Origin of the sequence: Stutzerimonas stutzeri (genome assembly GCF_024448895.1) — a bacterium.
Classification (GTDB): Bacteria; Pseudomonadota; Gammaproteobacteria; order Pseudomonadales; family Pseudomonadaceae; genus Stutzerimonas; species Stutzerimonas stutzeri_Q.
The window spans coordinates 1-26,007 of sequence record NZ_JAMOIC010000036.1; the positions used below are offsets into that span (position 1 = coordinate 1).

28 protein-coding genes are annotated in these 26,007 nt (G+C 57.8%); 17 read left to right on the forward strand and 11 right to left on the reverse strand.

Annotated features, from left to right (window positions below; translation table 11 throughout):
• Window positions 1–171: 171 nt before the first annotated feature.
• From NA619_RS23440 to NA619_RS23460, 5 genes are all read right to left on the reverse strand, one after another.
• Window positions 172–684 carry a helix-hairpin-helix domain-containing protein gene (locus NA619_RS23440; RefSeq protein WP_255964253.1) on the reverse strand — a complete coding sequence of 171 codons (513 nt, stop codon included), beginning with the start codon at window positions 682–684 and terminating at the stop codon, window positions 172–174.
• 50 nt (window positions 685–734) lie between these two features.
• Window positions 735–1,748 carry an SDR family oxidoreductase gene (locus NA619_RS23445; protein WP_255964255.1) on the reverse strand — a complete coding sequence of 338 codons (1,014 nt, stop codon included), beginning with the start codon at window positions 1,746–1,748 and terminating at the stop codon, window positions 735–737.
• Window positions 1,749–2,098: 350 nt separating this feature from the next.
• A complete protein-coding gene (locus NA619_RS23450; protein ID WP_064481018.1) occupies window positions 2,099–2,305 on the reverse strand; it encodes a hypothetical protein in 207 nt (68 codons plus the stop codon).
• A gap of 101 nt (window positions 2,306–2,406) precedes the next feature.
• Window positions 2,407–3,156: an MBL fold metallo-hydrolase gene (locus NA619_RS23455; protein WP_003289374.1), complete on the reverse strand. Its 750-nt coding sequence runs from the start codon at window positions 3,154–3,156 to the stop codon at window positions 2,407–2,409.
• Window positions 3,153–3,602: a hypothetical protein gene (locus NA619_RS23460; RefSeq protein ID WP_003289372.1), complete on the reverse strand. Its 450-nt coding sequence runs from the start codon at window positions 3,600–3,602 to the stop codon at window positions 3,153–3,155. The genes NA619_RS23455 and NA619_RS23460 overlap by 4 nt, the downstream gene beginning before the upstream one ends.
• A gap of 187 nt (window positions 3,603–3,789) precedes the next feature.
• Here NA619_RS23460 and NA619_RS23465 point away from each other — a divergent pair, with 187 nt between their 5' ends.
• The 4 genes from NA619_RS23465 to NA619_RS23480 are packed head-to-tail and all read left to right on the forward strand — an operon-like array spanning window position 3,790 to window position 5,828.
• On the forward strand, window positions 3,790–4,128 hold the full coding sequence (locus NA619_RS23465; protein ID WP_003289371.1) for an ArsR/SmtB family transcription factor: 339 nt from the start codon (window positions 3,790–3,792) through the stop codon (window positions 4,126–4,128).
• On the forward strand, window positions 4,125–4,556 hold the full coding sequence (locus NA619_RS23470; RefSeq protein ID WP_003289369.1) for a YeeE/YedE family protein: 432 nt from the start codon (window positions 4,125–4,127) through the stop codon (window positions 4,554–4,556). The genes NA619_RS23465 and NA619_RS23470 overlap by 4 nt, the downstream gene beginning before the upstream one ends.
• Before the next feature lie 9 nt (window positions 4,557–4,565).
• Window positions 4,566–4,991 (forward strand): YeeE/YedE family protein, encoded by a 426-nt coding sequence (locus tag NA619_RS23475; protein WP_003289368.1) that lies wholly within the window; start codon window positions 4,566–4,568, stop codon window positions 4,989–4,991.
• Window positions 4,992–5,045: 54 nt separating this feature from the next.
• A complete protein-coding gene (locus tag NA619_RS23480; protein ID WP_003289367.1) occupies window positions 5,046–5,828 on the forward strand; it encodes a sulfite exporter TauE/SafE family protein in 783 nt (260 codons plus the stop codon).
• Window positions 5,829–5,883: 55 nt separating this feature from the next.
• On the opposite strand, the gene NA619_RS23485 is transcribed toward NA619_RS23480, so the two are convergent.
• The 3 genes from NA619_RS23485 to NA619_RS23495 all read right to left on the reverse strand — a co-directional run bounded on the left by NA619_RS23485 (window position 5,884) and on the right by NA619_RS23495 (window position 9,388).
• A complete protein-coding gene (locus NA619_RS23485) occupies window positions 5,884–7,272 on the reverse strand; it encodes an MBL fold metallo-hydrolase (protein WP_023444731.1) in 1,389 nt (462 codons plus the stop codon).
• An 89-nt stretch (window positions 7,273–7,361) separates the two neighbouring features.
• Complete coding sequence (locus NA619_RS23490; RefSeq protein ID WP_003289361.1) at window positions 7,362–8,696, reverse strand: sensor histidine kinase; 1,335 nt, start codon at window positions 8,694–8,696, stop codon at window positions 7,362–7,364.
• Window positions 8,693–9,388 (reverse strand): response regulator, encoded by a 696-nt coding sequence (locus NA619_RS23495; RefSeq protein WP_003289360.1) that lies wholly within the window; start codon window positions 9,386–9,388, stop codon window positions 8,693–8,695. The genes NA619_RS23490 and NA619_RS23495 overlap by 4 nt, the downstream gene beginning before the upstream one ends.
• 188 nt (window positions 9,389–9,576) lie before the next feature.
• On the opposite strand from NA619_RS23495, the gene dsbD reads away from it, so the two are divergent.
• From dsbD to NA619_RS23520, 5 genes are read left to right on the forward strand one after another with little or no spacing between them, the layout of a single operon-like run.
• Complete coding sequence (gene dsbD, locus NA619_RS23500; protein ID WP_023444732.1) at window positions 9,577–11,322, forward strand: protein-disulfide reductase DsbD; 1,746 nt, start codon at window positions 9,577–9,579, stop codon at window positions 11,320–11,322.
• Window positions 11,322–12,137, forward strand: a complete 816-nt coding sequence (locus tag NA619_RS23505; RefSeq protein WP_023444733.1) for a TlpA family protein disulfide reductase — start codon at window positions 11,322–11,324, stop codon at window positions 12,135–12,137. Before dsbD ends, NA619_RS23505 begins: the two co-directional genes overlap by 1 nt.
• Window positions 12,134–12,910 carry a thiol:disulfide interchange protein DsbG gene (dsbG, locus tag NA619_RS23510; protein ID WP_003289357.1) on the forward strand — a complete coding sequence of 259 codons (777 nt, stop codon included), beginning with the start codon at window positions 12,134–12,136 and terminating at the stop codon, window positions 12,908–12,910. The genes NA619_RS23505 and dsbG overlap by 4 nt, the downstream gene beginning before the upstream one ends.
• 57 nt (window positions 12,911–12,967) lie before the next feature.
• A complete protein-coding gene (locus NA619_RS23515; RefSeq protein ID WP_003289355.1) occupies window positions 12,968–13,615 on the forward strand; it encodes a c-type cytochrome in 648 nt (215 codons plus the stop codon).
• A complete protein-coding gene (locus NA619_RS23520; protein WP_003289353.1) occupies window positions 13,612–14,529 on the forward strand; it encodes a c-type cytochrome in 918 nt (305 codons plus the stop codon). Before NA619_RS23515 ends, NA619_RS23520 begins: the two co-directional genes overlap by 4 nt.
• A 911-nt stretch (window positions 14,530–15,440) precedes the next feature.
• On the opposite strand, the gene NA619_RS23525 is transcribed toward NA619_RS23520, so the two are convergent.
• Entirely contained in the window at window positions 15,441–16,355 is a 915-nt protein-coding gene (locus tag NA619_RS23525) for a TniQ family protein (RefSeq protein WP_081262849.1), read from the reverse strand.
• Between the two features lie 731 nt (window positions 16,356–17,086).
• On the opposite strand from NA619_RS23525, the gene NA619_RS23530 reads away from it, so the two are divergent.
• Entirely contained in the window at window positions 17,087–17,449 is a 363-nt protein-coding gene (locus tag NA619_RS23530; RefSeq protein ID WP_014822230.1) for a histone-like nucleoid-structuring protein, MvaT/MvaU family, read from the forward strand.
• Window positions 17,450–17,619: 170 nt separating this feature from the next.
• Here the strand turns inward: NA619_RS23530 and NA619_RS23535 are convergent, their stop codons facing one another.
• Window positions 17,620–18,300, reverse strand: a complete 681-nt coding sequence (locus tag NA619_RS23535) for a heavy metal response regulator transcription factor (RefSeq protein ID WP_014822231.1) — start codon at window positions 18,298–18,300, stop codon at window positions 17,620–17,622.
• A gap of 417 nt (window positions 18,301–18,717) precedes the next feature.
• On the opposite strand from NA619_RS23535, the gene NA619_RS23540 reads away from it, so the two are divergent.
• From NA619_RS23540 to NA619_RS23570, 7 genes are all read left to right on the forward strand, one after another.
• Window positions 18,718–18,927, forward strand: a complete 210-nt coding sequence (locus NA619_RS23540) for a co-regulatory protein PtrA N-terminal domain-containing protein (RefSeq protein ID WP_023444727.1) — start codon at window positions 18,718–18,720, stop codon at window positions 18,925–18,927.
• 604 nt (window positions 18,928–19,531) lie between these two features.
• A complete protein-coding gene (locus NA619_RS23545) occupies window positions 19,532–21,373 on the forward strand; it encodes a copper resistance system multicopper oxidase (protein ID WP_023444726.1) in 1,842 nt (613 codons plus the stop codon).
• Window positions 21,374–21,385: 12 nt separating this feature from the next.
• A complete protein-coding gene (locus NA619_RS23550; protein ID WP_014822233.1) occupies window positions 21,386–21,688 on the forward strand; it encodes a hypothetical protein in 303 nt (100 codons plus the stop codon).
• On the forward strand, window positions 21,678–22,676 hold the full coding sequence (locus tag NA619_RS23555) for a copper resistance protein B (protein ID WP_064481005.1): 999 nt from the start codon (window positions 21,678–21,680) through the stop codon (window positions 22,674–22,676). The genes NA619_RS23550 and NA619_RS23555 overlap by 11 nt, the downstream gene beginning before the upstream one ends.
• 9 nt (window positions 22,677–22,685) lie before the next feature.
• Window positions 22,686–23,495, forward strand: coding sequence for a c-type cytochrome (locus NA619_RS23560; protein WP_064481004.1), 810 nt, complete (start codon window positions 22,686–22,688; stop codon window positions 23,493–23,495).
• A 478-nt stretch (window positions 23,496–23,973) separates the two neighbouring features.
• Complete coding sequence (locus NA619_RS23565; protein ID WP_041754615.1) at window positions 23,974–24,303, forward strand: four-helix bundle copper-binding protein; 330 nt, start codon at window positions 23,974–23,976, stop codon at window positions 24,301–24,303.
• A gap of 379 nt (window positions 24,304–24,682) precedes the next feature.
• Window positions 24,683–25,408: an SDR family NAD(P)-dependent oxidoreductase gene (locus tag NA619_RS23570; protein WP_014822238.1), complete on the forward strand. Its 726-nt coding sequence runs from the start codon at window positions 24,683–24,685 to the stop codon at window positions 25,406–25,408.
• Here the strand turns inward: NA619_RS23570 and NA619_RS23575 are convergent.
• Window positions 25,383–25,838, reverse strand: a complete 456-nt coding sequence (locus NA619_RS23575) for a DUF305 domain-containing protein (RefSeq protein ID WP_014822239.1) — start codon at window positions 25,836–25,838, stop codon at window positions 25,383–25,385. The genes NA619_RS23570 and NA619_RS23575 overlap by 26 nt on opposite strands.
• Window positions 25,839–26,007: the final 169 nt, after the last annotated feature.

A 26,007-nucleotide genomic window follows, 5' to 3' on the forward strand; every position in this document is an offset into this window, starting at 1 on the left:
GCTTCCGCCTGCCGTGACCGGCAGTAAGCGACCCAAAGCGGTCCGTCGTATCTGGTGGTTTCCGGCCAATAGGGGATATCCAAGCGCTGCTAAAACTAGTCACTGCCCCATGGCTACCTGATTCTTTCTCGGAAAATTCCGAGAAAGTGTTTTCTTGTCTCCGCGTTGTGATTAAAGGGCTCTTAGATCCATTTCGGCCTGGGCCTTTCTGTTGAAGGCCACTTGCAGGCGATCATGGTGGCGCTGCTTGGTGTTGTCGACCCGCGATTTGACGCTCTGGAGCTTGTGCAGACCGTCTCGCATCTTGCGCTCGATGTCCTGTCGGATCGAAACGTACTTCTGCTGGACCTTGCACCGGTCCACATCGGTCACGCCGCGGGCCGGATTGAACTTAAAGATCCGCTCTTTCTCCTTGCGCCAGTCGACCAGAGTGCGGGTGAGCACTTCGCCGAAGCCGCGAATCTTAATAATCCGGTTCCACTCGATGTCGGCAGCCGTCTCGATGCCGAAGCTGCGCAGGGTCGCCAGTTTCGTCGGCCCTATGCCGCTGAGCTTGGCCTGGTCAACGTAGTACTTATCGAGAAATTCATTGAGCTGGCGTTGGTGTGCTTGCTTCGGCAAGTCCACCAATGCTCTTTGCTCTTCGGCGGCCAGGCCATCGAAGCGGTTCTTCAGCTTGCTCACCTCACCTACGCATTTGCTAAGCCCAACTGAATCACAACGAACACCGTTGTTTAGTTGCGCCCGGCGGTCACACCGCCATCGACCGGCAGTATGGCGCCAGTAATCCAGGAGGCCTCGGTCGAAGCCAGAAACAGGATGGCCGCAGCTATGTCACCGGGTTGTCCGTTACGCCCCAACGGGTGGAACGCATTGAAGGTCGGAAGCACTTCCTTGACCTGCTCAGCATCCATGAAGGTGTTGTATATACGGTCGGTTGGACCATCTGCAAACGAGCGAAGGGCTACGTTGAGGAGATTCTCAGGAGGATCGGAACGAACCCAACCTTCCTCTTGGCAGAGGGTTTCGAACTGCTGGCGCGTAAACTGGTACAGGCCTTTGCTCTTGAGGGACCTTGCAGCAGCGTCGAAACGGAATTCGGAACTGTCATGGCAACTGATCAGGCCAACTACTCGGAAGCGAAGGTTCACTTCTTCGCGCAGCTGAGTCAGAGACCGCTGGGCGGTTGCAATATGAAGTCCCTCCAGCACCTTCTTCAGTTCGTCGTCCGATGCGAGCTTGAGATGTTCGCGCCACAGCTTGCGAACCTTGCCCATTTTACTGGTGTCCGTTTTGCCAACCGATAGCTTGTCAAGGCGCAGGGAATAGTCCACGGCTGAAATGATCTCACCCAGTGGATCGCCATCTTTAACGCTGTCGATCGTAACAAGGTGATAAGCAGAGTTCTGAGGTGCGCTCTTTTTTGCCTGCTTCAATCTTTCCAGGAGAGACACCGATTCGGCGCCGATGAAGGCTGGATTGATGAGATCTGCGTAGCCGAATCGACCTGCGCCAGTGACATGAAACTTGATCTGGTGGTAGTCAACCGAGATGCGCACCGGCCCAGTGCTCGCCCGCGGCGGGTCATAGCGAATAATCACGTCGTCGAACGCTTTAGGACCGTCAGCCTCGTAGGAGACTTCAATGACATGTGACTGATCAGGGTCCCTTAATGCAGATGCATGAATCCAGAAAAATCGGGCTTGATAATCATGCCCGTGCCATCCGGCCGAAACCGCGTTTGCCATGCTCAATTCCTTATGCAGCGTTATGGCGAAACGCTATCGCCTCTTCAATCTGGATTCAAGCCGAAACGCTGGTTACGTGATCTCTCGATCGGCAGGCGGGAGGATGCGAAACAATCAGGGGGGGCTACGAAATGATGTTGGCGCGAGAAATATAGCCTCGTTCGGTTGGCTGTAACTGACTGCTTTTGGCCAAAAGCGGACGTTGGCTCGTTTGCCGAGATACATCCCTAGCTCGTTCCTAGTTCGTTTTTCGTATTGGCGAAGTGGTACGTGCGCGGGGGCTGGCGAGACCAAAGCTCTCGTCGCAAGGGATTTGTGCTAAGCCGCGTTCACTAGGGGCGTCGGAGGCCCTACCGCTCCGACTTGGCGCCGGGCTTCTGCTCACCGGTATCGTGCGCGCTGGAAGACGCCTCGACTGGCGATGGGTTTTCTTCATCCAGCTGGCAAATCGTGCAGTTCTGGCTATCTGGGCGGTTGGTTTCGACATAGCGAACGCGGCGGCTTCCCGATTGCCGGTCTGCGCTCACGCCGAAACGGGGTCGATCTGGGCTCTTCATATTCAATTCCTCACGTAGCGAAATGGATTCTTGGTAACGTCGCCTGGAGGCTGCGAACGGTGATCGATTCCCCGGGCCTCACGGGGGCTGGCATGACGTGCTCAACCCTGAGGACTGTGCTCAACCTGTTCGCAATAGCGGCGGAAATTATCCGTCAGGTCGGGTGGGCAGACACCGCACTGGCGATTCCCCGGCACGGCATGATCGATGAACGCGGGATAGGGCAAGTTCAGTTCCGCCATGATGTCGCGGAAGCGCTCCAACGTTATCGCTTCACCGAGTCGGGGGTTGCGCTGCTTTTCCTGGGCGATGGTCGAGACTCGTCGACCGCTGTAGTCATGGCCGGGATAGACCAGGGTGTCGTCTGGCAGCGTGAACAGCTTGTTTCTAACGCTGTGAAACAGGTCGTCGGCGCTGCCGTTCTGAAAGTCAGTCCTACCGCAGCCGTCGATGAGCAACGCATCACCGCTGAACAGGCGATCACCGAGGAGATAGGCAAAATGCCCGTCGGTGTGTCCGGGGGTATGCAAGGGTGTGAACTGCAGGCTGCCGACGATGAAAGGAACACCTTCTTCAATGCCCACATCCGTGCAGGGCAACTTATCGATAGCCGGCCCCGCGATACGGCAGCCGGTCTGCTTCTTCAGCTCCAGCGCGGCGGTGATGTGGTCGGCATGTATATGGGTGTCCAAGGTGAACGCCAGCTGCAGGTCCAGCCTGGCCAGCTCGGCCAGGTCGCGGTCCGTTGCGGAAATGACCGGGTCGATGAGCACGGCCTGGCCGGTGTCCTCGCATCCGAGTACGTAGGTATAGGTGGACGACACGGGCTCGAACAGCTGGCGAAATATCATGATGGTCTCGGCGAGTGGTGAGTGTTCAGCGGTGCCTGTTCCAGCGCACTGAGCAGTGCATACTTTTCCTGATCGATCTCGCCCCGCGTGCGGATACCCAGCCGGCGCAAGATCGCCAGCGGCGGGCACCAGCCCTGCAAGCCGTGTTGCAGAAGAAACGGCAGCACGACGCCAGGCAGCAGAAACCACTTTCGGTTCGCTGTCAGGCCAAGTAGCAAGCCAGACAGCGCGAGCGAGGAGGCATTGACCTCGAGCACGCGTTCCACGTCCCACTCGCGATCCAGGGCGTCGATACGCTGAAGGATTGCGCTTCGCCCCATCCCGCTGAATCGACGAATGTTCTCGTCCGTTTGCCGATCGATTTCCTGGTTCACAGGTTGGGACGTTGAGCGGCGAACCCTGTCCGCCTGGTCATGATTGGTACTGTTTTGCTGTATCGATGACATGTTGATCTCCAGGTTCGCGCCGACGGGGTGGGCGCGGCGAGGTGAAAGTCACAGCGATGCCGCATAATTGTAGGGCGTGTGCGGGAGGTCGAGTTCCGACCGGGCGTCCGCTGCCGTGTTGATACGATCTATTGAAATATATATTGATAAATCGTATTGTCAAATCCACCTGACCCACCTGAACAAAATGGCCCACATGGCAGAAATCGATATCGAAACGCTTCGTCGCAGTGCCGCGGACGCCTGCGGCTTGCTGAAAGTGCTCGGCAACCCCGACCGCCTGTTGTTGCTCTGCCAGCTGACCCAGGGCGAGCACTGCGTGGGTGACCTCGCCAGTGCGACGGGCATTGTGCAGCCGACCCTGTCGCAGCAGCTCACGGTGCTGCGCCATAACGGCTTGGTCAGCACCCGACGCGAGGGCAAGCAAGTGCATTACAGCATCGCCAGCCCTCAAGCGATGGAGGTTATGCAGGTGCTTTACCGGCTTTACTGTCAGCATCCCGAACGCGAGGAACCCTCGGCATGACGATTGACTGGGCACATTTCACACCGTGGTCCTCGCTCGCAGGGGGCGCGCTGATCGGTCTTGCTGCGACCTTATTTATCCTGTTGAGCGGGAGAATCGCGGGCATCAGCGGCGTGATCGGCGGCTTGCTGCGGCCAGGCAAAGGCGATGTGCTCTGGCGTGTTGCATTCATTGCCGGGCTGGTGATCGCGCCGGTGCTGTTTCAGGCCGCGTTCGAGCAACCAGACATCGAAGTAGAGGCGAGCACCTTGACGCTGATCGCGGCTGGTGTGTTGGTCGGGATCGGCACGCGGTATGGCTCCGGTTGTACGAGCGGGCATGGCGTCTGCGGGTTGTCGCGACGGTCGCCGCGCTCGCTGGTCGCGACGGCCGCGTTCATGGCCAGCGGCTTTCTAACCGTGTTCGTCATCCGCCACCTGCTGGGCTGAGGAGTTGCCATGAAATTGCTGAGCGCCTTTGTAGCGGGGCTGGTTTTCGGCCTTGGCCTGATCCTGTCAGGGATGGCCGATCCGTCCAAAGTGATCGCCTTTCTCGATCTGGCCGGGCCGTGGGACCCCTCGCTCGCGTTCGTTATGGGCGGTGCGATTGCGGTCGCCAGTGTCGGGTTCTATTTCGCCTCCAAACGGTCCCGGGCGGTGCTGGGAGATATCATGCGAATGCCCACCGCCACCCGGATCGATCGCCCTCTTGTACTGGGCAGCCTGGCATTCGGAGCGGGATGGGGGCTGGCTGGCTATTGTCCGGGTCCGGCGGTCGCGACGCTTTTGAGTGGTCGGAGCGAACCCTTGATCTTTGTCCTCGCCATGTTGGCGGGTATGGCGCTCTACGAGTTGCAGACACGCTTCTCAGGGAAGCCGCAGTGATAGGTTGCAGTCGCTCTAAATCGAAAGGTGATCCAAGGCTTCCGGAGCGCAACGATGGTTGAGATCGGGCTTGGGCTATTGGTCGGCCTCGTCCTGGCGCTGACCGGTGCCGGCGGCGGCATCCTCACCGTGCCGTTGCTGATCTTCGTGGTCGGGCTCGAGCTGCATCAGGCCGCGCCAATCGGGTTGATGGCGGTCGGATTCGCGGCCTGGGTCGGGGCAGTGATTGGTCTGAGGGACGGCATTGTCCGGTACAAGGCGGCGGCCCTGATGGCCTGCTGTGGCGTGTTGCTCGCGCCCGTCGGCCTCTGGGTGGCCGCGCGGGTAGCGCACGATGTGCTTGCCGTGGTGTTTGCGCTGGTGATGTTCTGGGTCGCCTTCAGGGCATTCAGGCGCCCGCCGAGCGATGACACGACCCCGAGAGCCGTGCCCTGTCGGCTGAACCCGCAGACGGGCCGCTTTCACTGGACCTCACGCTGTGCAGCGACCGTCGCCGCCTCCGGCACCTTGGCCGGTTTCCTCTCCGGCTTGCTGGGGGTCGGCGGCGGGTTCGTGCTGGTGCCGGCGCTCAGTCGCTTCAGTGATCTGCCGATGCGTTCGATTGCCGCCACGTCGTTGGCGGTCATCGGCCTGGTGTCGGTCAGCGGCGTGTTGTCCGCCGCGCTGACGGGTGGCATCCAGTGGGCAGTGGCGCTGCCATTCTCGGCCGGTGCCGTGCTCGGGATGTTCGCCGGCCGCACGGTTTCCTCTCGCCTGGACGGGCGCCTGCTGCAGCGGGGCTTCGGATTGGTCGCGGCTGTTGCCGCGTCGGCCTTGCTGCTTCAAGTCGCCTTCTGATCGCGCACCCGCAGGTGGCAAGCCAGACACCTGCGCCGCGCGACCGGATAAGACCTTAGCCTTCCTGGACCGGCAGGTTTGCCGCCTTCCAGGCCATCCAGGAACCGGGGACATTGGCCACATCACGAAAGCCGGCTTTCTTGAGGATGCTGGCAGCGATGGAGGCGCGATAGCCGGATCCGCAGTAGGTGACGGTGGTCTTGTCCGGATCCAGCTCGTTGAGCCGGTCGGCGAGGTGCGCGACGAAGATGTGCCTGGCGCCAGGCACCCGACCCGCCGCAACCTCTTGGGGGCTGCGTACATCCAGCACCTGTACATCGGGCGCTTCACGACGTGCATTCAGTTCATGAACCGTCCATTCCTGAAGCCTGTTCAGCGGTAGCGCCGCGTTCTGCCAGTCCGTCATGCCGTTGCGCAGATAGCCGCGAATATCGTCCAGGCCTATCCGGTAGAGCTGGGTGACAGCCTGGTGGACATCGTCGGCCGATTCGCCCACCAGCAGGATCGGGCGAGCGTCGTCGAGCATCCGGCCCGCCCAGTTCACGAACTCGTTGCGCAGGGCGATGTTGACCGCCCCGGGCACGTGCCCGCCGCCAAACGCGAGGATCGAGCGGACGTCCACAACCTGCATGTCGTGCGCGGCCAGTGCCTCGAAGTCGGACGGGGCGAGGGGCGGCGGCAGGGCAGGGCCTTCTATCTGCACCGCTGGGCGCAAGTTCAGTTTTTTCAGGCGCGCGTAGTGACGGGGTGGTTCCGGCATGTCCGCCAGTAGCCAATCGATGAACGCGTCCTCGCTCCGCTGCTCGCGCAACGCGGGGTTGAAGAGACGCTCGCTGCCGAGCGTGGAGTGGCGACGGTCGCCGATAGACTTGCCGCAGGCCGAGCCGGCGCCGTGGCAGGGGTAGATTTCAATCCTGTCGCCAAGGGGCAGGTAGTGATCGAAAAGTGTGTGGTACAGCGCGCCGGCCAGCTTTCGTTCGCTGCCTTCGCCCAGCAGGTCGGGGCGCCCGACGTCCAGGTTGAACAGGGTATCGCCGGTAAACAGCGCGATCGGCTGGTCGCCCTGCTGGGCGTCGAACAGCTGCAGGGAGATATGTTCAGGCGTATGCCCGGGCGTGTGCATGACCTGCAGCGTGGCCTGCCCGAGCTCTATCGTCTCGCCACCGCTGACCTGGCGAAGCTCGAACTCGTAGTTATCCGCGCGACCGCCGATGATCTGTGCCCCGGTGCGCTTCGCCAGCGCCTGGGCGCCGGACACGAAGTCGGCATGGATATGTGTTTCGATGGCGTAGGCGATTCGCAGGCCTCGCGCCTTGGCCATTTGCAGGTAGATATCGATGTCGCGGCGTGGGTCGATGACCGCGGCTACCGCGGCCTTGCTGTCGCCGACCAGATAGGAAATCTGCGCCAGGCCGTCTGTATAAACAGGTTCGAAAACAAGCATTGCCACCTCCGACGATGGTTAACGGATTGCTCAGTCAGCTATTCGGACGGTGTGCGTGGCTGGACGTTCAGGTTATCGAGGTGCCGTCTTCAGGGAGCGGGAGCCTGCAGGCTGACCACCAACTCGACGATGAGGCCGTCCGCCTGCGGCTCGAAACGCAGATCGCAGGCACAGCGCTCGGCGATCGCCTTGACGATGGACAGGCCCAGACCACTGCCTTCACCTTCGCCGCTGCGCCAGAAGCGCTCCGTCAGACGCTCGAGCATTTCCGGCGGGATGGCCGGGCCGTGATCCTGCACGCTGAAGCGAACCCGGCGTTCATCCAGCTGTGAGAGCGTCAAGCGGATGGCTGTGCCGTGCCGGGTATGGCGGCGGGCATTGTCGAGCAGGTTGCGCAACGCCGCGACCGCCAGGGTGGGCGGCATCGCCAGTGGGTGAGGGCAGACATCTTGCGCCCCGCACAGCTCGATGTGCGGCCCGGGCTGCTGACTGGCGTCAGCGATCGCCAGCTGCGCGACGTCGAGGGCCGTGCAGCTGAGGCCGTCATTGAAGGACACGCGACCTTCGACCCGCGCCAGCATGAGCAGCTGTTCGAGGATCCGGTGCAGGCGATCCGTGCCGACCTCGGCCTGGGCCAATGCCCGTTTCGCGGTATCGCCCTCGGTCATGGCCGCGACCTGCAGGTGGGTCTTGATGGCGGTCAGCGGGCTGCGCAGTTCATGGGCGGCGTCATCGGTGAGCCGACGTTCGCGTTCGAGCATGTGCGCGATCCGCGCGAACAGCTGGTTCTGGGTTTCGACCAGGGGCGTCAGCTCTCGCGGCAGTCGCTCGATGTGCAACGGCTCTACCGAGTCGGCGCTGCGCTGCGCCAGGGCCGTGCGGATGCGTCTGAGTGGCGCAAGGCCGTTGCCGATTCCGATCCACAACACGATCAGGCTGCCCAGCAACGCGACGAACACCGGCAGTGCCGCGGCCAGGAGCACCGAGCGCTGGAGTGCGGTGCGCTCGTCAAGGCGATCGGCCGTGGTGATGCGCATGCCGTTCTGGATGAAGGTGAAACTACGCCAGGCGGTATCGCCAATCATCTGGTCGTGAAAGCCGGTGCGCTGAGCGTCGAGCGTGCTGTCTGGCGCCGCATGGCTGCGCGCCAGGATTTCACCCCGCAAGGAGCTGATCTGGCAGGCCAGGCCGTTTTCGATGCCAAGCTGTTCCGCACTCAGCCGGGTGATACCGCCTTCGCCCAGTTGCGGTTGCGGCAGTTGCACCAACAGACCCGCAACCATCCGCGCCGACGCAGCAAGGCGCTGATCGAGGGACTGCATCAACTGATTGCGAACATCGAAGAGCATCCAGGTCGCGGCCAGCGCCCAGAGCAGCACGAAGGCCGAGCCGAGGGTAAGGGTCAGGCGCAGGCGCAAGCTCATGGGTCGGGTGCCTCGGTGGACGCCGACGCATGGCCGGCCGGGCCCAGGCGATAACCGATCCCTCTGACGGTTTCGACGATGCCGTTACCCAGCTTGCGGCGAAGATGGTGGATATGGACATTCAGGGCGTTGCTTTCGACGTCATCGCCCAGTCCGTACACGGCGTCCTTGAGCTGCTCGGCCGATAGCACGCGGCCGGGGTTCTGCAGTAGCGCCTGGAGCAGCGCCTGTTCACGGCGCGACAGGTCCACGGGTTCGCCTGCCATGAAGGCCGCACAGGCGGCGGGATCGTAGCTTAGCGGGCCGTGTTCGATCATCTGCGTTGCCCGCCCGGCAGCGCGGCGCAGTAGGGCATGCAGGCGGGCAGCGAGCTCACGCAGGTCGAAGGGTTTGACGAGGTAGTCGTCAGCGCCCGCCTGAAGCCCGGAGACCCGCTCGGTTACCGCATCCCGGGCGGTCAGGATCAGCACAGGCAGCTCGAGGCCGCGGCGGCGCAGGCGCTGCAGAAAGCGCAGGCCGTCTTCGTCAGGCAGACCCAGATCGAGAACCATCAGGTCGAAGCTGGCTGTGCGCAGCAGCGAGTCGGCCTGCCCGGCCGTAGCGGCATGGGCCACGCTGAAGCCCTGGGCTTCTAGCCCGGCGACGATGCCACTGGCGATCAGTGCGTTGTCTTCTGTCAGCAGTACGTGCATGTGGGAATCGCTTGATAGGCAGCAGTCAGTATCGTCCGCCTGGATTAACGGCGCGTTAGCAGATGGTACGCCGAGTTGCTCGCGCCTCAACGTCGCTCGGCCTTACAGGTTGTGTCCATGCCTCGTTAATCGCCTCTTAATCCCGAGTCGGCAAGCTCGCCGTCGAATCTGGTAATCGGGTGTTGTGCATGCGAGCGCTTTTTATCTTTCTGGCCTGCTGCCTATGGTCTGTGCAGCTGGCGAACGCTTCGCCGTTCACCTTCGGTCAGAAGCAGCAGGACTTTCTGCCCGTGGATGAAGCGTTCACGCTGCACGTCGAGCAGCCTGACGCTGGCGGCGCCGTGCTGCGCTGGGATATTGCGCCCGGCTATTACCTCTACAAGGAGCGCCTGCGATTCGCAGGGCTGCCACCGGGGAACGAGCCCCAGTTGCCGCCTGGCGAGCCGTACCATGACGAGTATTTTGGTGATTCGCGAATCTATCGCGACAGCCTGGAAGTGCAGCTCCCCGATGCGGATCTCGCGTCGCTTGAACTCGGCTGGCAAGGCTGCGCCGATGCCGGCCTGTGCTATCCGCCGCAAAGCCGCACGGTAGAGCTGGGCGGCAGCAGCACCCCTCCGTCCATGCCGGTTCAGGCCGACGACCAGGCCCTGGCCAGCGGGCTACAGCAGCAGTCGCTGGGCTGGAGCCTGCTGATCTTCTTCGGACTCGGCCTGCTGCTTGCCTTTGCACCCTGTTCGCTGCCGATGCTGCCCATCCTGGCCGGCATCGTCGTGGGTAGCCAGGCCGGGCCTCGCCGCGGCATGGCGCTGGCTGGGGCCTACGTATTCAGCATGGCGCTGGTTTACGCCGCCCTCGGAGTGGTGGCGGCGCTACTGGGTGCGAATCTGCAGGGATGGCTGATGCAGCCGTGGCTGATCGCAAGTTTCGCTGGCCTGTTCGTGCTGCTGTCCTTACCTATGTTCGGCTTCTTCGAACTGCAACTGCCGGCGGGCCTGCGTGATCGGCTGGAGCAGGCCGGCCGCAAGCGCCGGGGCGGCAGCCTCGCCGGGGCCAGCGCGTTGGGCGTGTTGTCCGGGCTGCTGGTGGGCCCCTGCATGACTGCACCGCTGGCCGCGGCGCTGCTGTACATCGCCCAAAGCGGCGACGCCGTGAACGGTGGCCTGGTGCTGTTCGCGCTGGGCCTGGGGATCGGTACGCCACTGGTGCTGCTGGTGACGGTGGGCAATCGCTTCCTGCCCAAGCCTGGGCCGTGGATGGATCGCGTCAAGGTTTCCTTCGGTTTCCTATTTCTGGTCGCCGCCCTCTACGTGCTTCGTCCGCTGTTGTCCGACCCGCTCTGGGTAGGGCTGTGGGGCGCGCTGCTGGTTGTGGGTGCCAGCGGGCTGCTGCACCTGTCGCGGGAACTGGTGCGGCATCAGGCGCTCAGCCGCGCGGTGGCGTCGCTGGCCGGCGTCTGGGGCGTAGCGCTGCTGCTCGGAGCGGCTGGCGGCGCACAGGATGTCATGCGGCCGCTCGGTGTATTCACAGGCGGCGTTGCGTCCTCGCAAGGTGCTGAGCCTGCCCACGGATTTGTCGGCTTCAGCGAGCCGGCCGACCTTGATCGTGAGCTTGCTGCCGCCAGGGCCGCGGGCCAGTGGGTGCTGGTGGACTACTACGCCGACTGGTGCGTGTCCTGCAAGGTCATGGAAAAGGAGGTGTTCGGTGACGCCCAGGTGCAGGCAGCGCTCACCGGCGTGCGGATTCTGCGGCCGGACGTGACGCAGACCGATCCCGCCAGTCGCGAGCTGCTGAACCGCTATCAGGTCATGGGGCCGCCGACGCTGCTCTTCATCGGCCCGGACGGGGAAGAGCGGCGAACCCAGCGCATCACCGGCGAGGTCGATGCGAATCAGTTTCTGAACAGATGGAACCAGACAATGGAGCGTGGCTGATGCTGACGATCAACCTGGGGCCATTGGCGCTTGCCGTCCCACATGTGCTGATGCTGGTGAGCCTGTTTATAGCGATGCTGACCGGCTGGTGGGTTGGGCGGCGCAGCGAGCGGAATCCGGAACAACAGCTCTTCAGGCTGCTGCTGGTGGCGCTACTGGTCGCGCGGCTGGCCTTCGTGCTGGTGTACGTCGAGCATTTCCGAGATGAGCCCTGGCGCGTGATCGACATACGTGACGGCGGTTTTATTGCCTGGCCGGGCTTGCTGGTGGCCGTTCTGTTGGGTTCCTGGCTGGCCTGGCGCGACAGCGGGCTGCGCCGACCGCTGGGCGCAGCGGTGCTGGTGGGTGTGCTCAGCTGGGGGTTCGGGACCTTTGCGTTGCACGCGTTCGAGCAGGGCACGCGACTGCCTGAGATGGGCCTGCGGGACAACCGGGGTAAACCCGTCGCCTTGCAGGATTACGTTGGCAAGCCGCTGGTGGTCAACCTGTGGGCCACTTGGTGCCCGCCCTGCCGGCGTGAAATGCCGGTCCTTGCGCAGGCGCAACAAGAAAACACCGACGTGACCTTTCTTTTCGTCAACCAGGGCGAGGGCGAGCGATTGATCGCCGACTTCCTCGAAGCCGAAGGGCTCGGTCTGGAAAACGTTCTGCTCGACACCGGCGGTCGTCTGGGCCAGCACGTAGGGTCTGCGTCGCTGCCCACCACGCTTTTTTATGACGCCGAGGGACGCCAAGTTGGCAGCCATCTCGGTGAACTGTCCCGTGCCAGCCTGGCGCGCGCCCTTGAGCAACTAGAGGTCAAAACCCAGCCATGAAACCGGTACGTTCACTTTCGTTTTTTATCTCAACGCTCGCCTTACTGCCGACGCCCTGGGCGCTGGCCGAAACGCTGCCTCCCGCGGTTCAGGCCATTGAAGCGCGCGGAGCCAAAGTGGTCGGCAGTTTCGACGCGCCGGGAGGATTAAAGGGCTACGCAGCGCGTTACAACGGACAGGGCATTGCGCTGTATCTGACACCGGACGGTGATCATGTCGTGGTCGGCAGTTTGCTGGATTCCGCTGGCGAAGACCTGACCAAGGCACCGCTGGAAAAGCTTGTGTATGAGCCGATGAGCAGCGAGATGTGGCAGCGGCTCGAAAGCAGCACCTGGATTGCTGACGGCGCGGCTGAGGCGCCACGGGTTATCTACATGTTTTCCGACCCGAACTGCCCGTTCTGCAATATGTTCTGGAAACAGGCGCGGCCCTGGGTCGAAGCGGGTGACGTTCAGCTTCGCCACGTGATGGTCGGCATGCTGCGCCCGGACAGCGCCGGTAAATCCGCGGCACTGCTGGCCGCGAAGGACCCTGAGGCGGCGCTCAATGAGCACGAGGCCGCGGGCAAGGCCAGCACGCTCAAGGCCATCAAGCGTATCGCGCCCGAGGTGAATGAACAGCTTGAGGCGAACCTCACCCTGATGGGCGAAATGGGCGCCTCGGCCACCCCGGCTATCTATTACCTAGATGAGCAAGGGCGTCTGCAGCAGCATCAGGGCGCGCCTCGTCCCGAGGCGTTGAATGGCATCATGGGGCCGTTGTCCAAACGCTAGCAACACGACACGGTCAGTCAGCACCGGCACCTATAACAAGAATGATCTGGAGGCTACATGAACGTCCCCCTCTGGCCCTTGGCCGGGCTCTTCCTTGCGATTTCGGTGTCCGCGCACGCCGCGGATGCCGCTGCGGTGTACAGCAAAGGCGGGGCCAACACCGCCGCGATGGCGTGCGCTACCTGCCACGGCGCCGAGGGCGAAGGCATGGCCGCTGCGGGATTCCCCCGTCTGGCCGGCTTGTCGGCGAATTACATGCGCAAGCAACTGGCTGATTTCGCATCCGGTGCGCGGGCGAATCCAATCATGCAGCCCATTGCGGCAGCCTTAAGCCGTGAGGAAGCCGAGGCCGTCTCGACGATGCTGGCTGACAAGCCGCAACCGCAGGTCGAGCGAATCGACCGCACCGCGTTGGTCGACGGGCCTGGCGAAACCCTTGCGCTGCGCGGCGCCTGGGAACGCAACATCCCCGAGTGCGTTGCCTGCCACGGCCCCAGCGGAACGGGCGTCGGCGACGCCTTCCCACCGCTGGCCGGGCAGTCGGCACAGTACCTGTCGTCTCAGTTGACCGCCTGGCGTCAGGGCACCCGCAAGAACGACCCCAACGACTTGATGGGCCACATCGCGCGTAGCTTGACCGAGGACGAGGTAATGGCGGTCTCGACATACTTCGCAGGCCTGACCGACAAAGGAGCAGCCAAATGAAGCCCCATACAAGCGCACTGCTGTTGATGTCATTGGCCTTCCCGGTGCTCGCGGACGACATCGCGATGGAAGATCAGTCGCAGATCCTGACCGGGGCCGGTGATCCCGCCAGCAGCAAGTACTTCCAACCGCCCAAGGAAAGCGAACTGCCTGACAACGCCTACGGGCAGTTGGTACAGCAAGGGCGCGCCATATTCGTCGATACCAAGACGCATGCGCCCGACTATGTGGGCAACGGCCTGGCCTGTGCGAACTGCCACCTCGAACAAGGCCGGAAAGCCAACTCTGCGCCGCTCTGGGCTGCCTACACCATGTACCCGGCGTACCGAAAGAAGAACGACAAGGTGAACAGCTATGCCGAGCGCCTTCAGGGCTGTTTCCAGTTCAGTATGAACGGCAAGGCACCCGAGGCTGACGGCCCCGTTATCGCCGCGCTTTCAGCCTATTCCTACTGGCTTGCAACCGGAGCACCCACGGGGCAAGAGCTGCCCGGTCGGGCCTATCCGGAAGTGCCACAACCCGAAGGCGGCTACGACCTGGCGAAGGGAGAACAGGTCTACGACGCACAGTGCGCCGTCTGTCATGGGCCAAACGGGGAAGGGCAGAAGTCTGGTGACCTTTATGTATTCCCGCCACTCTGGGGGGCGGACTCGTTCAACTGGGGTGCTGGCATGCATCGAATCAACACGGCTGCGGCGTTCATCAAGGAAAACATGCCACTGGGCAAAGGCGGCACCCTGTCAGATGAAGACGCCTGGAACGTGGCGGCCTTCATGAACAGCCACGAGCGACCGCAAGACCCGCGCTTGATTGATGGCTCAGTCGAGAAAACTCGAGATAAGTACCACGCCAATGACGGCGTGAACCTTTACGGCAAGACCGTTAACGGCAAGATGTTGGGTAAGGGTATCTGACAGCCAAGGCGCTGGTGTCGCTACCTGCGTTTTGCGGTCGATTATCTCAACTCATGGCTTAGGTGGGCAGCTTACCGGGCTGTCCGCTTTTGGCCGGTTGCAGCCGGTCAGACGTCTAGCTCGGTCTGTTACATCAGCGTAGGTTCTGAACCCTTTCGAGATGAAACGCATGGTAAAGATAGCCGGTGCAGGCAGCAGATCTACGATCTGCCTTCCACCGCGCGGAAGGTCAGCTTGCGAAGTATTTATTCCTTTACCTCACCACCCGAGGTGCGTAGTAATCGCTTAGTGCGGCCTCGTACCGCCCTAAGCAAATTTCGCAAATTTATTTAGGTAAATTACTCAGAACCCAGACGTTGAGAGCTTGCCGCAGTTCTTCATTCATATTTGAGTATGCCTGCTGCAGCATAGCTATTAGTCTTTCTTTATCAGACATTTTGGGTAGCCAATCATCAATGCATAGATGATCCACATTACGCCCAATGCGGATTGCAGCGATAACTAGGTCCGCTACAGCTCGTGTGTGGTTTGCAGAGTATGCCGCATCGCCTACGAATTCTATATCCAAGCTCTTTAACAGCTTAGAGCATTCGAACACACCGACATCACCTAGAAAGGCTGTCGTATCTATTTCGCAACCCAAGCCACATATGAAGCCAGTTGAACGTCTAGACCTCTGTACAAAGAAAGTTTGTAGGAAGTGCCAGTCCCCAGTTCCTGCGGCAGACGGAAGGTTTAGAGCGGCAATCCCACTGAGATACCTGTTCCGCGTGGTTTGAGGGATAACAATGCTAGACATAAGATCGAATCCATCACTAGCGTCATGTTCTGATCAATGAAGCCTTGCGCAGCATAAGACTATGATTGGTATACGCCTCACTGCATCCGGCGAGAGTGAGTACACGACGATTTCATAAGCCCCGCATATTGCTCTTATCATTCACTGAGCTAATAGGAGCAGAGTCATCTAGAAAGATTATTTTGCCAATAAATTCATGCATTTTCTCAAAGCTCCCAAAGAGAAGATGTAACACCCTCAAACTAACAGAAAGCTCATCTTCTAATGAATTGAATTTGGTACCAATTAAGCTTCGCTGGATATCCGAAATAGCTCGTTTTTTTAATTCTAGTAGATAATTCTTGTCATATCCAAGCTGTGATGTGGTGTAGTCCGCGAGCCCTTCGAAACCGATGCCTAGCCATCTTTTCTCGCTTTGATAAATACCCGCTATAAAACTTGAGTAACGGTGCTCATTAATATCAAAATTTTCAAATTCTTCCCAATCATTAAAACTCAGACCACACTTGCAGTTATGCCAAAAACCGTCATCGGTTTCATTAAAAATTGAAAAACTTTTCGCACATGCTTGGCATTTATCTACCAAACGTACATTACAGTGTGAGCAAACAGTTACACGATGAAACTGATGCACTTTTCTCCAATAGCTAAATCCGTTTTGTTCCATGTCGTGCTTAGAGCATCTAAGGCAGATTTTAATGCTATGGTGAGCTATGTAGGAGTTTCTAACGGATCTGGTGGCTGAACTGTAATTGGACAAATATTCTACGTTTTTACCTGTAGTTAAATAAGCATGGACATCGTACCCAGTGCAAGAGCTTAGCAACAATTCTAAGCTATTAGCTGTGGTTCCAGTATTTAGTTCGGATAGTTTGGCAATGCTTTGCTTATTTATATGCCACTGGTTTATGCCGAATTTGGCATCGTGAAAATGTCTACTAACCGAACCGCTGACAATTCTGTCTCTAGCTAGAAGCGAATTTATCGTCTCGCCTGCCTGAGGTCTTACGACCAAACTGGATAACATCTATCACATCCGAAATAGCGATGGCCGAACGAGCTAGCCTTCGTGACCAGACCTTGAAACAGGTTTTATCCCCCAGAGACAGTTTTTATCCCTGAGGAACACTTGGTGGTTTACAAATAATTCTGACAATTTCAGCCCCTTGGATCAGGGGCTGGGCCCGCTTTGAAGTTAGCATTGAGATAATAATATTTCGACAATTCGCATGGTGAGAACGATTAGATGCAGGATTTTTGCCAAAATATTCTGACAAATCTCAACACCCAAAGAGCGTAAACGGTTGGCTACCAGAATTTCCCGCCAGAGTAAGCTCACTACGGTAAGCAGTTTCGCGGGATTCGGATGCACCCGCTCTGAGGCCAGCGAGTGTTTACGATCAGCTCGCAAATCGTCTGCTGGGTCTGTTCTTCGGAATCGCGCCGGATGATAAACCTTCCACCGTTGCAGATTTTGTCATCGTAGGGCCACGCTTCGAAGGCTGCTTCCTCGCATCACTTGAATATTCTAGCGTCTGTTACTCCACAGGCCTTCGCTGTACACATACCGACCCATGTCATGGCGATTTGCTGGTCACTTAGGAGCTCGGGCTTCGACCTGCGGACCTCCTTCATTCCTCCCGCAGCCTCGGGGTACGCAAACATCCCACCGAATTTCGTCACGCCATGCTTGAAGTTGAAAGTATTGATATCATATGGACCAAAATGTCTAAACACTGACCTTAGAGGTAATGATAAATGTCCCGACTGGCAGAGTACCGTAAACTGGAAGAGCAATTGAAGTCGCAAATGGCCGAACTTGAGGCCATGAGAAACGACAAGAGCCTTAAAAAGGATATGGAATTTGAAGATAAGCTTCGCTCGCTGATGGGTGAATACAGCATTACTCTACCTAGTTTGATCAATATTCTTGACCCGCAGTTTGGGACTCGTCGCGCTCCGGTTCAGCAAGGCCCGACACCACGCCGTGCTCGTCAGGTCAAGACATACAAGAACCCTCACAGCGGTGAAATAGTTGCGACCAAAGGTGGCAATCACAAGGTCCTGAAAGGCTGGAAAGCAGAATATGGAACGGATGAGGTCGAAAGCTGGATCCAGTGATAGCTTAGATCCCTCTGGTTTCAATAAGAGGTCTAATTAAGGCCTCTTAAGTTACGCATGAATATGCATTGGCCGATCCGCCGAGCAGCACAAAGCAGTACGCCACGGATTAGCAGAGGTGGCCCGCTAGTTATATTGGCCATATCGCAAATCGCTAAATAGCGTGATTTTTAAAAGCCTGGCGCCTCGATCAGATAGCCCATTCCGCGAGCAGTTTGTATCAGCTTCGGCTCGAACTCATCATCAATCTTTGCCCTTAACCGGCGTACCGCCACCTCGATTACATTGGTATCGCTATCGAAGTTCATGTCCCATACTTGGGAGGCGATAAGTGACTTTGAGAGCACTTCCCCGCGACGCCTAAGCAATAGCTCAAGAAGTGCGAATTCCTTTGCAGTTAGGTCTATGCGTTTCCCCGATCGCGTAACCCGTCGTCTCAGCAAGTCCATCTCAAGGTCGAGGAGCTTGAGTATCGTTTGGTTGGGAGCATGGCTGCCGCGGCGAAGCAGCGTGCGTATCCTGGCAAGCAGTTCGGAGAAAGCAAACGGCTTGATGAGATAATCATCAGCGCCCAACTCCAATCCCTTTACTCGATCCTGAACCCCGTCTCGGGCGGTAAGGAATAGCACTGGAACGTCATTACCGGCAGCGCGGACATTCTTTAAAACCTGCCACCCATCCAAGCCAGGCATCATCACATCTAAGATGAGCAGGTCGTATTCCCCGTGAAGCGCGTGCTGAGCAGCATCAGTCCCGTTCTCTACTCGATCGACAGTGAAGCCGGCCTCCGTGAGCCCCTGCTGTAGGTAGGTGCCTGTTTTCGGCTCGTCTTCAGCAACAAGAAGCTTCATAAGGTACTCCTGCAAGCATTTAGAACAGTGTGGCGGTTGTCGGTCCTTGCATCCAGTACCTTACAGAAACGTAATGCTCGCATCATCTGTCTGACAGCTTCTAGCGTTAACGTCTACACCAGCAGTTGCCTCCACACTCTGCTTTTTGGCCATTTCCATGCTCCTTTGGCCTATTGGCGCCTTGATGGCGCCTTTTTTTTTGCATGCTGGAACAGAACCTATTTACAGCAGGTAAAGATGCCATACACGCAACCTGCGCTTTCGCTTGTACTCACTTCTTCTGCGTTACTGACGAAACCGTAATGTTTCGATCAGGTTTCTGACAGGGACACTCGGTTAGCTTACACACAAGCCCAAGCCTCTGTTAATGGAGCTGCGCTGGGTCTCCCGTATCTTCGTAAACAAAGGTAAAAAGTCATGAAACTTTTCAAATCCCTTTCTGTACTGCTCGCCATCGCAGCAAGCTCTTCCTATGCAATGGCAGAAGGTGGTGGTGATCGTACCTTTGCTCGTATGGAGCAGGCTCGCCAAGTAGCGATCGCTAGTTATCAGGCTGACCAGAACGACCAAGCCCAGGAGCTAGCCGCGAAGGAAACTTCAGCGAAGCACGCTCATGCTAATTGCTGAAGCGAAACCGTACGCAGATTTGACTGCGCAGCTCTTAACTGTGGCAGCTTCTGCGATGTTATAGCTGCCACGGTGCTGGTATAGGCAGAAATGTTTGTAGAACCGGCGAAGCCGTTATAGCTACTTCGAACCATGGCTCGTCAAAAACCTAACCTAATATCTTCGCACCGAGCAGACCAAGTTTATACTGGCTAGTAGGTTACAACCCTCTTGAGCGGCTAAGATTTGATAATTATCCAATCTCATGAGGCCTTCTAGACTGCCCGCAAAGCCTGGAAAGATCCGCTGAAAAGCAGTGAATGAGCAACAAACTGCTAATGAACTGCTAGATTATGGCCGGACCTTTTTAGCGGCTCTTATCCAGCCCGCGGTTTAAGTAAAGCCAGCTAAAGTGACCGGAACTCTGATCGCAGACGTTTTCGGGGCGCTTTAAACTTACAAAAATGTAATCACGCGTTTTTCTTCGGCATGCCATATTTACGAATAATGGCGAGTCGCTTGATAAGACAGACCGTGCGCGAGCTTCTAAGATCGATTAACGCTGGCAACACCAACCCTAAAGGCTGGTTTCGGCTTGGCTCCTTAGCTTGATTGGAACGTACACATGCAACGTAAAACCTCTAGGCGAACCTTTGTTAAAGGCTTGACTGCCGCAGGCCTCCTTGGCGGTCTTGGCTTGTGGCGAGCTCCGGTCTGGGCAGTGAGTAGCCCAGGCCAGCCCAGCGTACTAACCGGCACGGAGTTCGATCTGCTGATTGGGGAGACGCCGGTCAATATCACCGGCGCGGCCCGGACAGCGATGACTATCAATGGGACCATCCCAGGGCCGCTTCTACGTTGGCGTGAAGGGGATACCGTCACGCTGCGCGTCAGGAATAAGTTGAGCGAAGATACATCGATTCACTGGCACGGCATGATCCTGCCGGCCAACATGGATGGCGTGCCTGGATTGAGCTTCCACGGCATCGCTCCCGATGGCATGTATGTCTACAAGTTTCAGGTTAAACAGAACGGTACCTATTGGTACCACAGTCATTCAGGCCTACAAGAGCAGCTTGGTGTCTATGGTCCCTTGGTCATCGATGCGAAGGATCCCGAACCGTTCAGCTATGACCGCGACTATGTGGTGATGTTGACTGATTGGTCCGATGAGGATCCCGCTCGAATCCTTTCTAAGCTCAAGAAGCAGTCCGATTATTACAACTTCCACAAGCGCACTGTCGGAGACTTCATTAACGACGTGAGCGAAGACGGCTGGGCCGCTACGATTGCGAATCGGAAAATGTGGGCTCAGATGAAAATGAGTCCCACCGACCTCGCCGACGTAAGCGGCTACACCTATACCTATCTAATGAACGGCCAAGCACCCGACGGGAACTGGACCGGCATCTTTAAGCCCGGCGAGAAGCTTCGTCTGCGGTTCATCAACGGCTCGGCCATGAGCTATTTCGATGTCCGCATTCCAGGGCTGAAGATGACTGTAGTCGCAGCCGATGGCCAATACGTCAACCCAGTTAGCGTCGACGAATTCCGCATTGCCGTGGCAGAAACCTACGATGTGATTGTCGAGCCTGCGACCGAGGAGGCTTACACGATCTTCGCCCAATCGATGGATCGCACAGGATACGCCCGTGGCACGCTAGCGGTTGCCGAAGGGCTGAGCGCTCCTGTTCCAGAAACCGATCCTCGACCACTAATCACCATGGACGACATGGGGATGGATCACGGCAGCATGGGCGGTATGGCGGGCATGGACCATGGCGGCGACATGGGCGCGATGGACCATAGCAACATGTCCGGCATGAACCACGGTGACATGCAAGGGATGGGCGACATGGGCGCAATGGCCGGCATGGATCACAGCAAAATGGGTGGGATGTCCGGGATGGACCACTCTGGAATGGCTGGGATGAGCGCAGGTATGCAATCGCACCCGCCCTCAGAGTCCAATAACCCACTGGTGGACATGCAGACCATGAGCCCAACTCATAGGCTGAACGATCCCGGTATTGGCTTACGAGACAACGGCCGCCGAGTCCTGACCTATAGCGACTTGAGAAGCACTTTCCCCGATCCGGACGGCCGTGAGCCCAGTCGGACGATCGAACTCCATCTCACCGGCCACATGGAGAAGTTCTCTTGGTCATTTGACGGTATAGAGTTCTCTGATTCGGAGCCCCTGCGGCTCAAATATGGCGAGCGGGTACGCATCACTTTGGTCAACGACACCATGATGACCCATCCGATTCATCTGCATGGTATGTGGAGCGATCTTGAGGATGAGAATGGAAAGTTCATGGTTCGCAAGCACACGATCGACATGCCTCCAGGTTCGAAGCGCAGCTACCGCGTGACAGCCGATGCACTCGGGCGTTGGGCTTATCACTGTCACCTACTGCTTCACATGGAAATGGGCATGTTTCGTGAAGTCCGAGTGGACGAGTAAGAGGAACTTTATATGGGAAATTTTATGAAGCGTAAAACTCTTATCGGCAGCGCGTTAATGTTCAGTCTGCTGGGCGTAATGAATATATCAGCTGCGTTTGCAGAGCAAACGCATGATCAGCACAAGCAACCATCGGCTTCGTCGCAAAATTCAGGCAACAAGCCGGCATCTCAGACACAAGGCTCCTCTAACTCAGAAATGGACCACGGCGACATGGGTCATGGCTCGATGGACCATGGTGAAATGGACCATGGCAAGATGGATCATGACCCGAAGGCTACTGGTACTGAGGTGGATTCGCACCATGACCACTAGATCTTCTCGCTTTGCTCTTATTGCGCTCGGAGTTTCGTTGAGCGCAGCGGCTGGACGGATAGCCAACGCCGCCGAGATGATGGATCACTCGATGCATCAAACCCCTCCTATTCCGGCAGCTCAAGCCCCTGCATCTTCTGCCAAGCCCGCGGCAATGAATCATGGCTCCGGTGGGCAAATGGACCATTCTGCAATGGGTCATGGTGCGATGGACCATAGCAAGATGAACCATGGCCAAATGAAGCATGACGATACGCTCGAAATGCCCGGCGTGGTTCATCCCTCGTTCATTCCAGTATTGACCGATGCGGATAGAGAAGCGGCTTTCCCTGGTCTTCAAGGTCATACGGTCCATGACAAGTATCTGGCCTGGTTCCTTCTGCTAGATCAACTTGAGTACCAGGACGCAAATGAAGGTAGCACCCTCAGTTGGGAAGCTACTGCCTGGGTTGGTGGCGATATCAATCGGTTCTGGTTTCGCTCGGAAGGTGAGCGAACGAATGGCGTTACTGAAGACGCGGAAATTCAGGCGCTTTACGGGCGTGCAATCAGTCCCTGGTGGGATGTAGTAGCAGGTGTTCGCCAGGACTTTAAGCCCGAGTCGCCGCAGACGTGGGCGGCTTTAGGCGTCCAGGGGATGGCGCTGTATGGGTTTGAGGCGGAAGCCACCGCCTTCGTCGGTGAAGGTGGGCAGACAGCAGCACGTTTTGAAGGCGAGTACGACATTCTCCTAACTAACCGGCTCATCCTCCAACCGACTGCCGAGCTCAATTTCTATGGCAAGGACGATCCTGCACACGGAGTGGGCGCTGGTCTCGCAAATACAGAGGTGGGGCTCCGCCTCCGATACGAAATCGTTCGTGAGTTCGCACCGTACATCGGCGTCACGTGGAGCCGGGCATACGGTAATACCGCTGATATGGCGAGAGATGACGGCGAAGACCTAGATGAGGCGCGGTTCGTTGCTGGCATCAGGCTTTGGTTTTAAGGTCCCTCGATGAAAAGAATAATTATTAGCTTCGCTGCCTTCTGTGCTCTAGGCCTGTTGGTAGTGGCCGGAGTTGTTTTCTCAGGACTGATTAGCGTTGCCGCGGATGATCCTCATACGGGAGTCGTGCACGCATTCCTGGAAACTGCTCGCAATCGCTCGATTGAGGCTCGCTCCGAAGACATAGCCGTGCCATCTCTCGACGATGAAGACCAAATCCGCGCCGGGGCGGGGAACTACGACTCGATGTGTGTGGGTTGTCATTTGGCGCCAGGCATGGCTGAGACCGAGCTAAGCAATGGCCTTTATCCCGCTCCTCCCAGCCTGGCTGAGGCGGGGCTATACGATGACCCAGCAAAAACATTTTGGGTCATCAAGCATGGCATTAAGGCCACTGGGATGCCCGCGTGGGGTAAAAGCATGGCTGACCCGTACATCTGGGGAATGGTGGCTTTTCTGCAGAAGCTTCCTGAGTTAGATGAAGGAGCGTATCGAGCACTCGTTGCGTCTAGCGGTGGTCACCAGCATGGTGGTGGGGAGACCCCAGCTGGGCATAGTGAGCAACACGGCGAGATGGCCTCGGGCGACCACCATCAGGGCGACAGTGGCGGCTCGGATCACCATGGCTCCAGCAGCACAGGTGGAGCATCCGGCCAATCAGGCTCCGGTCATCATGGTAATAACGAAAGCGATGACCATCATGCGTCCGAGGAGCCCCAGGCGGTTGAGCACAGCAATGGCAGTGACAGTGCCGATGCGGAAGGCAAATCCCCTTCAAAAAACCATGTGCACGCAGACGGGAAGCAACACGAGCACTAACATCCGGTATATGTGTGCCTATGCGGTTCTGATCGAGGCTCTAAGAAAGGCGGTTCAGCAAGCAGAGGATCGGCCCTAGGCCATCCTAGTCGACGCAACGGTACCGGAGGGCTTTGCAATTGCTTCCTTCCTAAAAGTTAGGCCGCAAGGCCAGTAACTTACCTAGTTAAGCGGCTTGCGCTCCGGCCGTTCCCCAACGAATACTCCCAGTCGTGGCGACAGGGAGCTCCCTCATTTTCAACTCAATCATCTCGAACAGACTAGCGAAGCCGTACAGGCAATCTGACGGCCACATCGCCACCAACTGCGCCCGCAGATCCCCGGTGCGGTTGGACTTACCTTACAACATTGTAATGAGGTTTTTCGAAACGGGCTCGGTAGGAGCGTGTCGTAATTCAGTGTCTGCTAACAGGCTGATGAGCCATATCGGCCAGTAAGCAAACGACGAAATACAACTATCGAACCCTGGAGAACGTAAATGACAAACTCAATGTTCGCATCCTGTATCCAAGCTTGTTCGAACTGTGCCCTAGTGTGCGAAATGTGCGCCTCTGCTTGCCTACGCGAGGATGATGTAAAAATGATGGCTCGCTGCATCGAGCTTGACCGCGACTGCGCGGACATTTGCAGGTTGGCTGCCACACTGATGAGCCGCGAAAGTGAATATGCTAAGGAGTTCTGCGCCCTTTGCGCCAAGATCTGCCGTGCATGCGGAGAGGAATGCGCGAAGCATGAAATGGATCATTGCCAAGAGTGTGCGAAGGCGTGCATGAACTGCGCTGAGGAATGTGAGCGAATGGCAGGATAACATCCGTAACTCACTGCTCTGGCACTACTAAATTGGGAGTGTCAGAGCCCCTCGAAGAATAAGAAAAGCCATGGTGCGCTTAATGTTCGCGCCTCCATGACATATCGAAAAAGTGCGTACGATACCCGCAACTGCCAAGAGCGAATCAATCCCTGTCCAGCAGCATTTCATTCCAAAGCGAAATACGAATAGTTACGCGCTAGCAACTCTTACTTAGCCACCGATGATCGCCACCGTAACGGTCTATTCTCTTGCCACTGTCTCCCGATTGAGCGCTGAAAACTAATTGAGTGAATTAGCATGAAAGCTCCTGGCAAAAAGGCGGTCCAACAACAACCAAGCGGGCCATGCGACCTTATTTTGCTGGGAGAAAACGAAAATGGTTTTGCGAATATTCCCATCGCAGCGATTGGCTTTGCTGCTAGTACTGCTCGCCGTTCTGCAACTCAGTGGCTGCGCCGTTTCCCCGCGCCTGAAACCAAGCGACCAGCCAAGCGTTGCTCGCAAAACCTTTGTCATCACTGGTGCCTCCAGTGGCTTCGGCCGCGGCGTGGCGCTCAAGCTTGCCGCTCTGCAAGGCGACGTGGTGCTAGCGGCCCGCCGGACCGACGTGCTCGAAGAACTGGCCGCGCAGATACGCATGGCTGGAGGATCGGCACTGGTGGTGACCACCGACGTGAGCAACCCGAACGAGATGCAGGACTTGGCACGAGCCGCCATCGAGCGTTTCGGCAGGATCGACGTTTGGATTAACAACGCTGCGGTCGGAGCGCTGGGTCGTTTCGAGGACGTTCCCGTCGAGGACCATGCGCGGATCGTGGATGTCAATCTTAAGGGCATGATCTATGGCAGCCACGCAGCCATGCGCCAGTTCAGAGCTCAAGGCTTCGGCACGCTTGTCAACGTGGGCTCAGTCGAGAGCGAGATACCGCTGGCTTATCATGCCTCCTCCGCAGCGACCAAAGGTGGTGTCATAAATCTCGGCGCGGCAATCGCTGAGGAGATTCGCCTGAGCGGTAGCGAGACCATCAATGTCGCCACCGTCATGCCCTGGGCTGTGGACACACCGTTTCTGGTAATCAATTTGCCCTTTCTAGTTCATTGATCAGGGACTTCATTTCTGCGATTTCTCGGCGCTGAGCGTCGATGATTTCGTCAGCTAACTTGCGGACGCGAGGATCTGAAATCTGAGCTCGTTCACTTGTTAGGATTGCTATGGAATGGTGGGGGATCATGGCCTTCATGTAGTCCGTGTCGTCTACCGTCGCTTGCCCACGTACAAGCCATAGTGCAATGGTAAAAGCTACTGCACTTCCTGCCAATATCGCTAGGTTTATTGACTTACGCTTATACATGTTGAGCATGAATGCGAGCATGACTACTGCCATTACCGCGCCCATCACTAATGCCATCCAAGCGCGAGTCTCGCTCCAAAAAACATGCTCGAACGAGTAAGTATTTAAGTACATCACGCCATACATAATGATCGTAGACGTGGCTACCATCGCTGCAAAGCGCCAGTAAGACATTTGCATAGTTAGACCTCTTTAATGATTGCTGCTGGATCGGCGACTCAACGTGTTCGCGCAGCCCTGCTTAGAAGTGGCTTTCGAATGCTCTCCTAAAAACGGACAAGCCGAAGATGATGAGGTTTCGATTTTTTGAGAAGCTTACAAAAATGTAATCATCGACCGCTTTAAGACC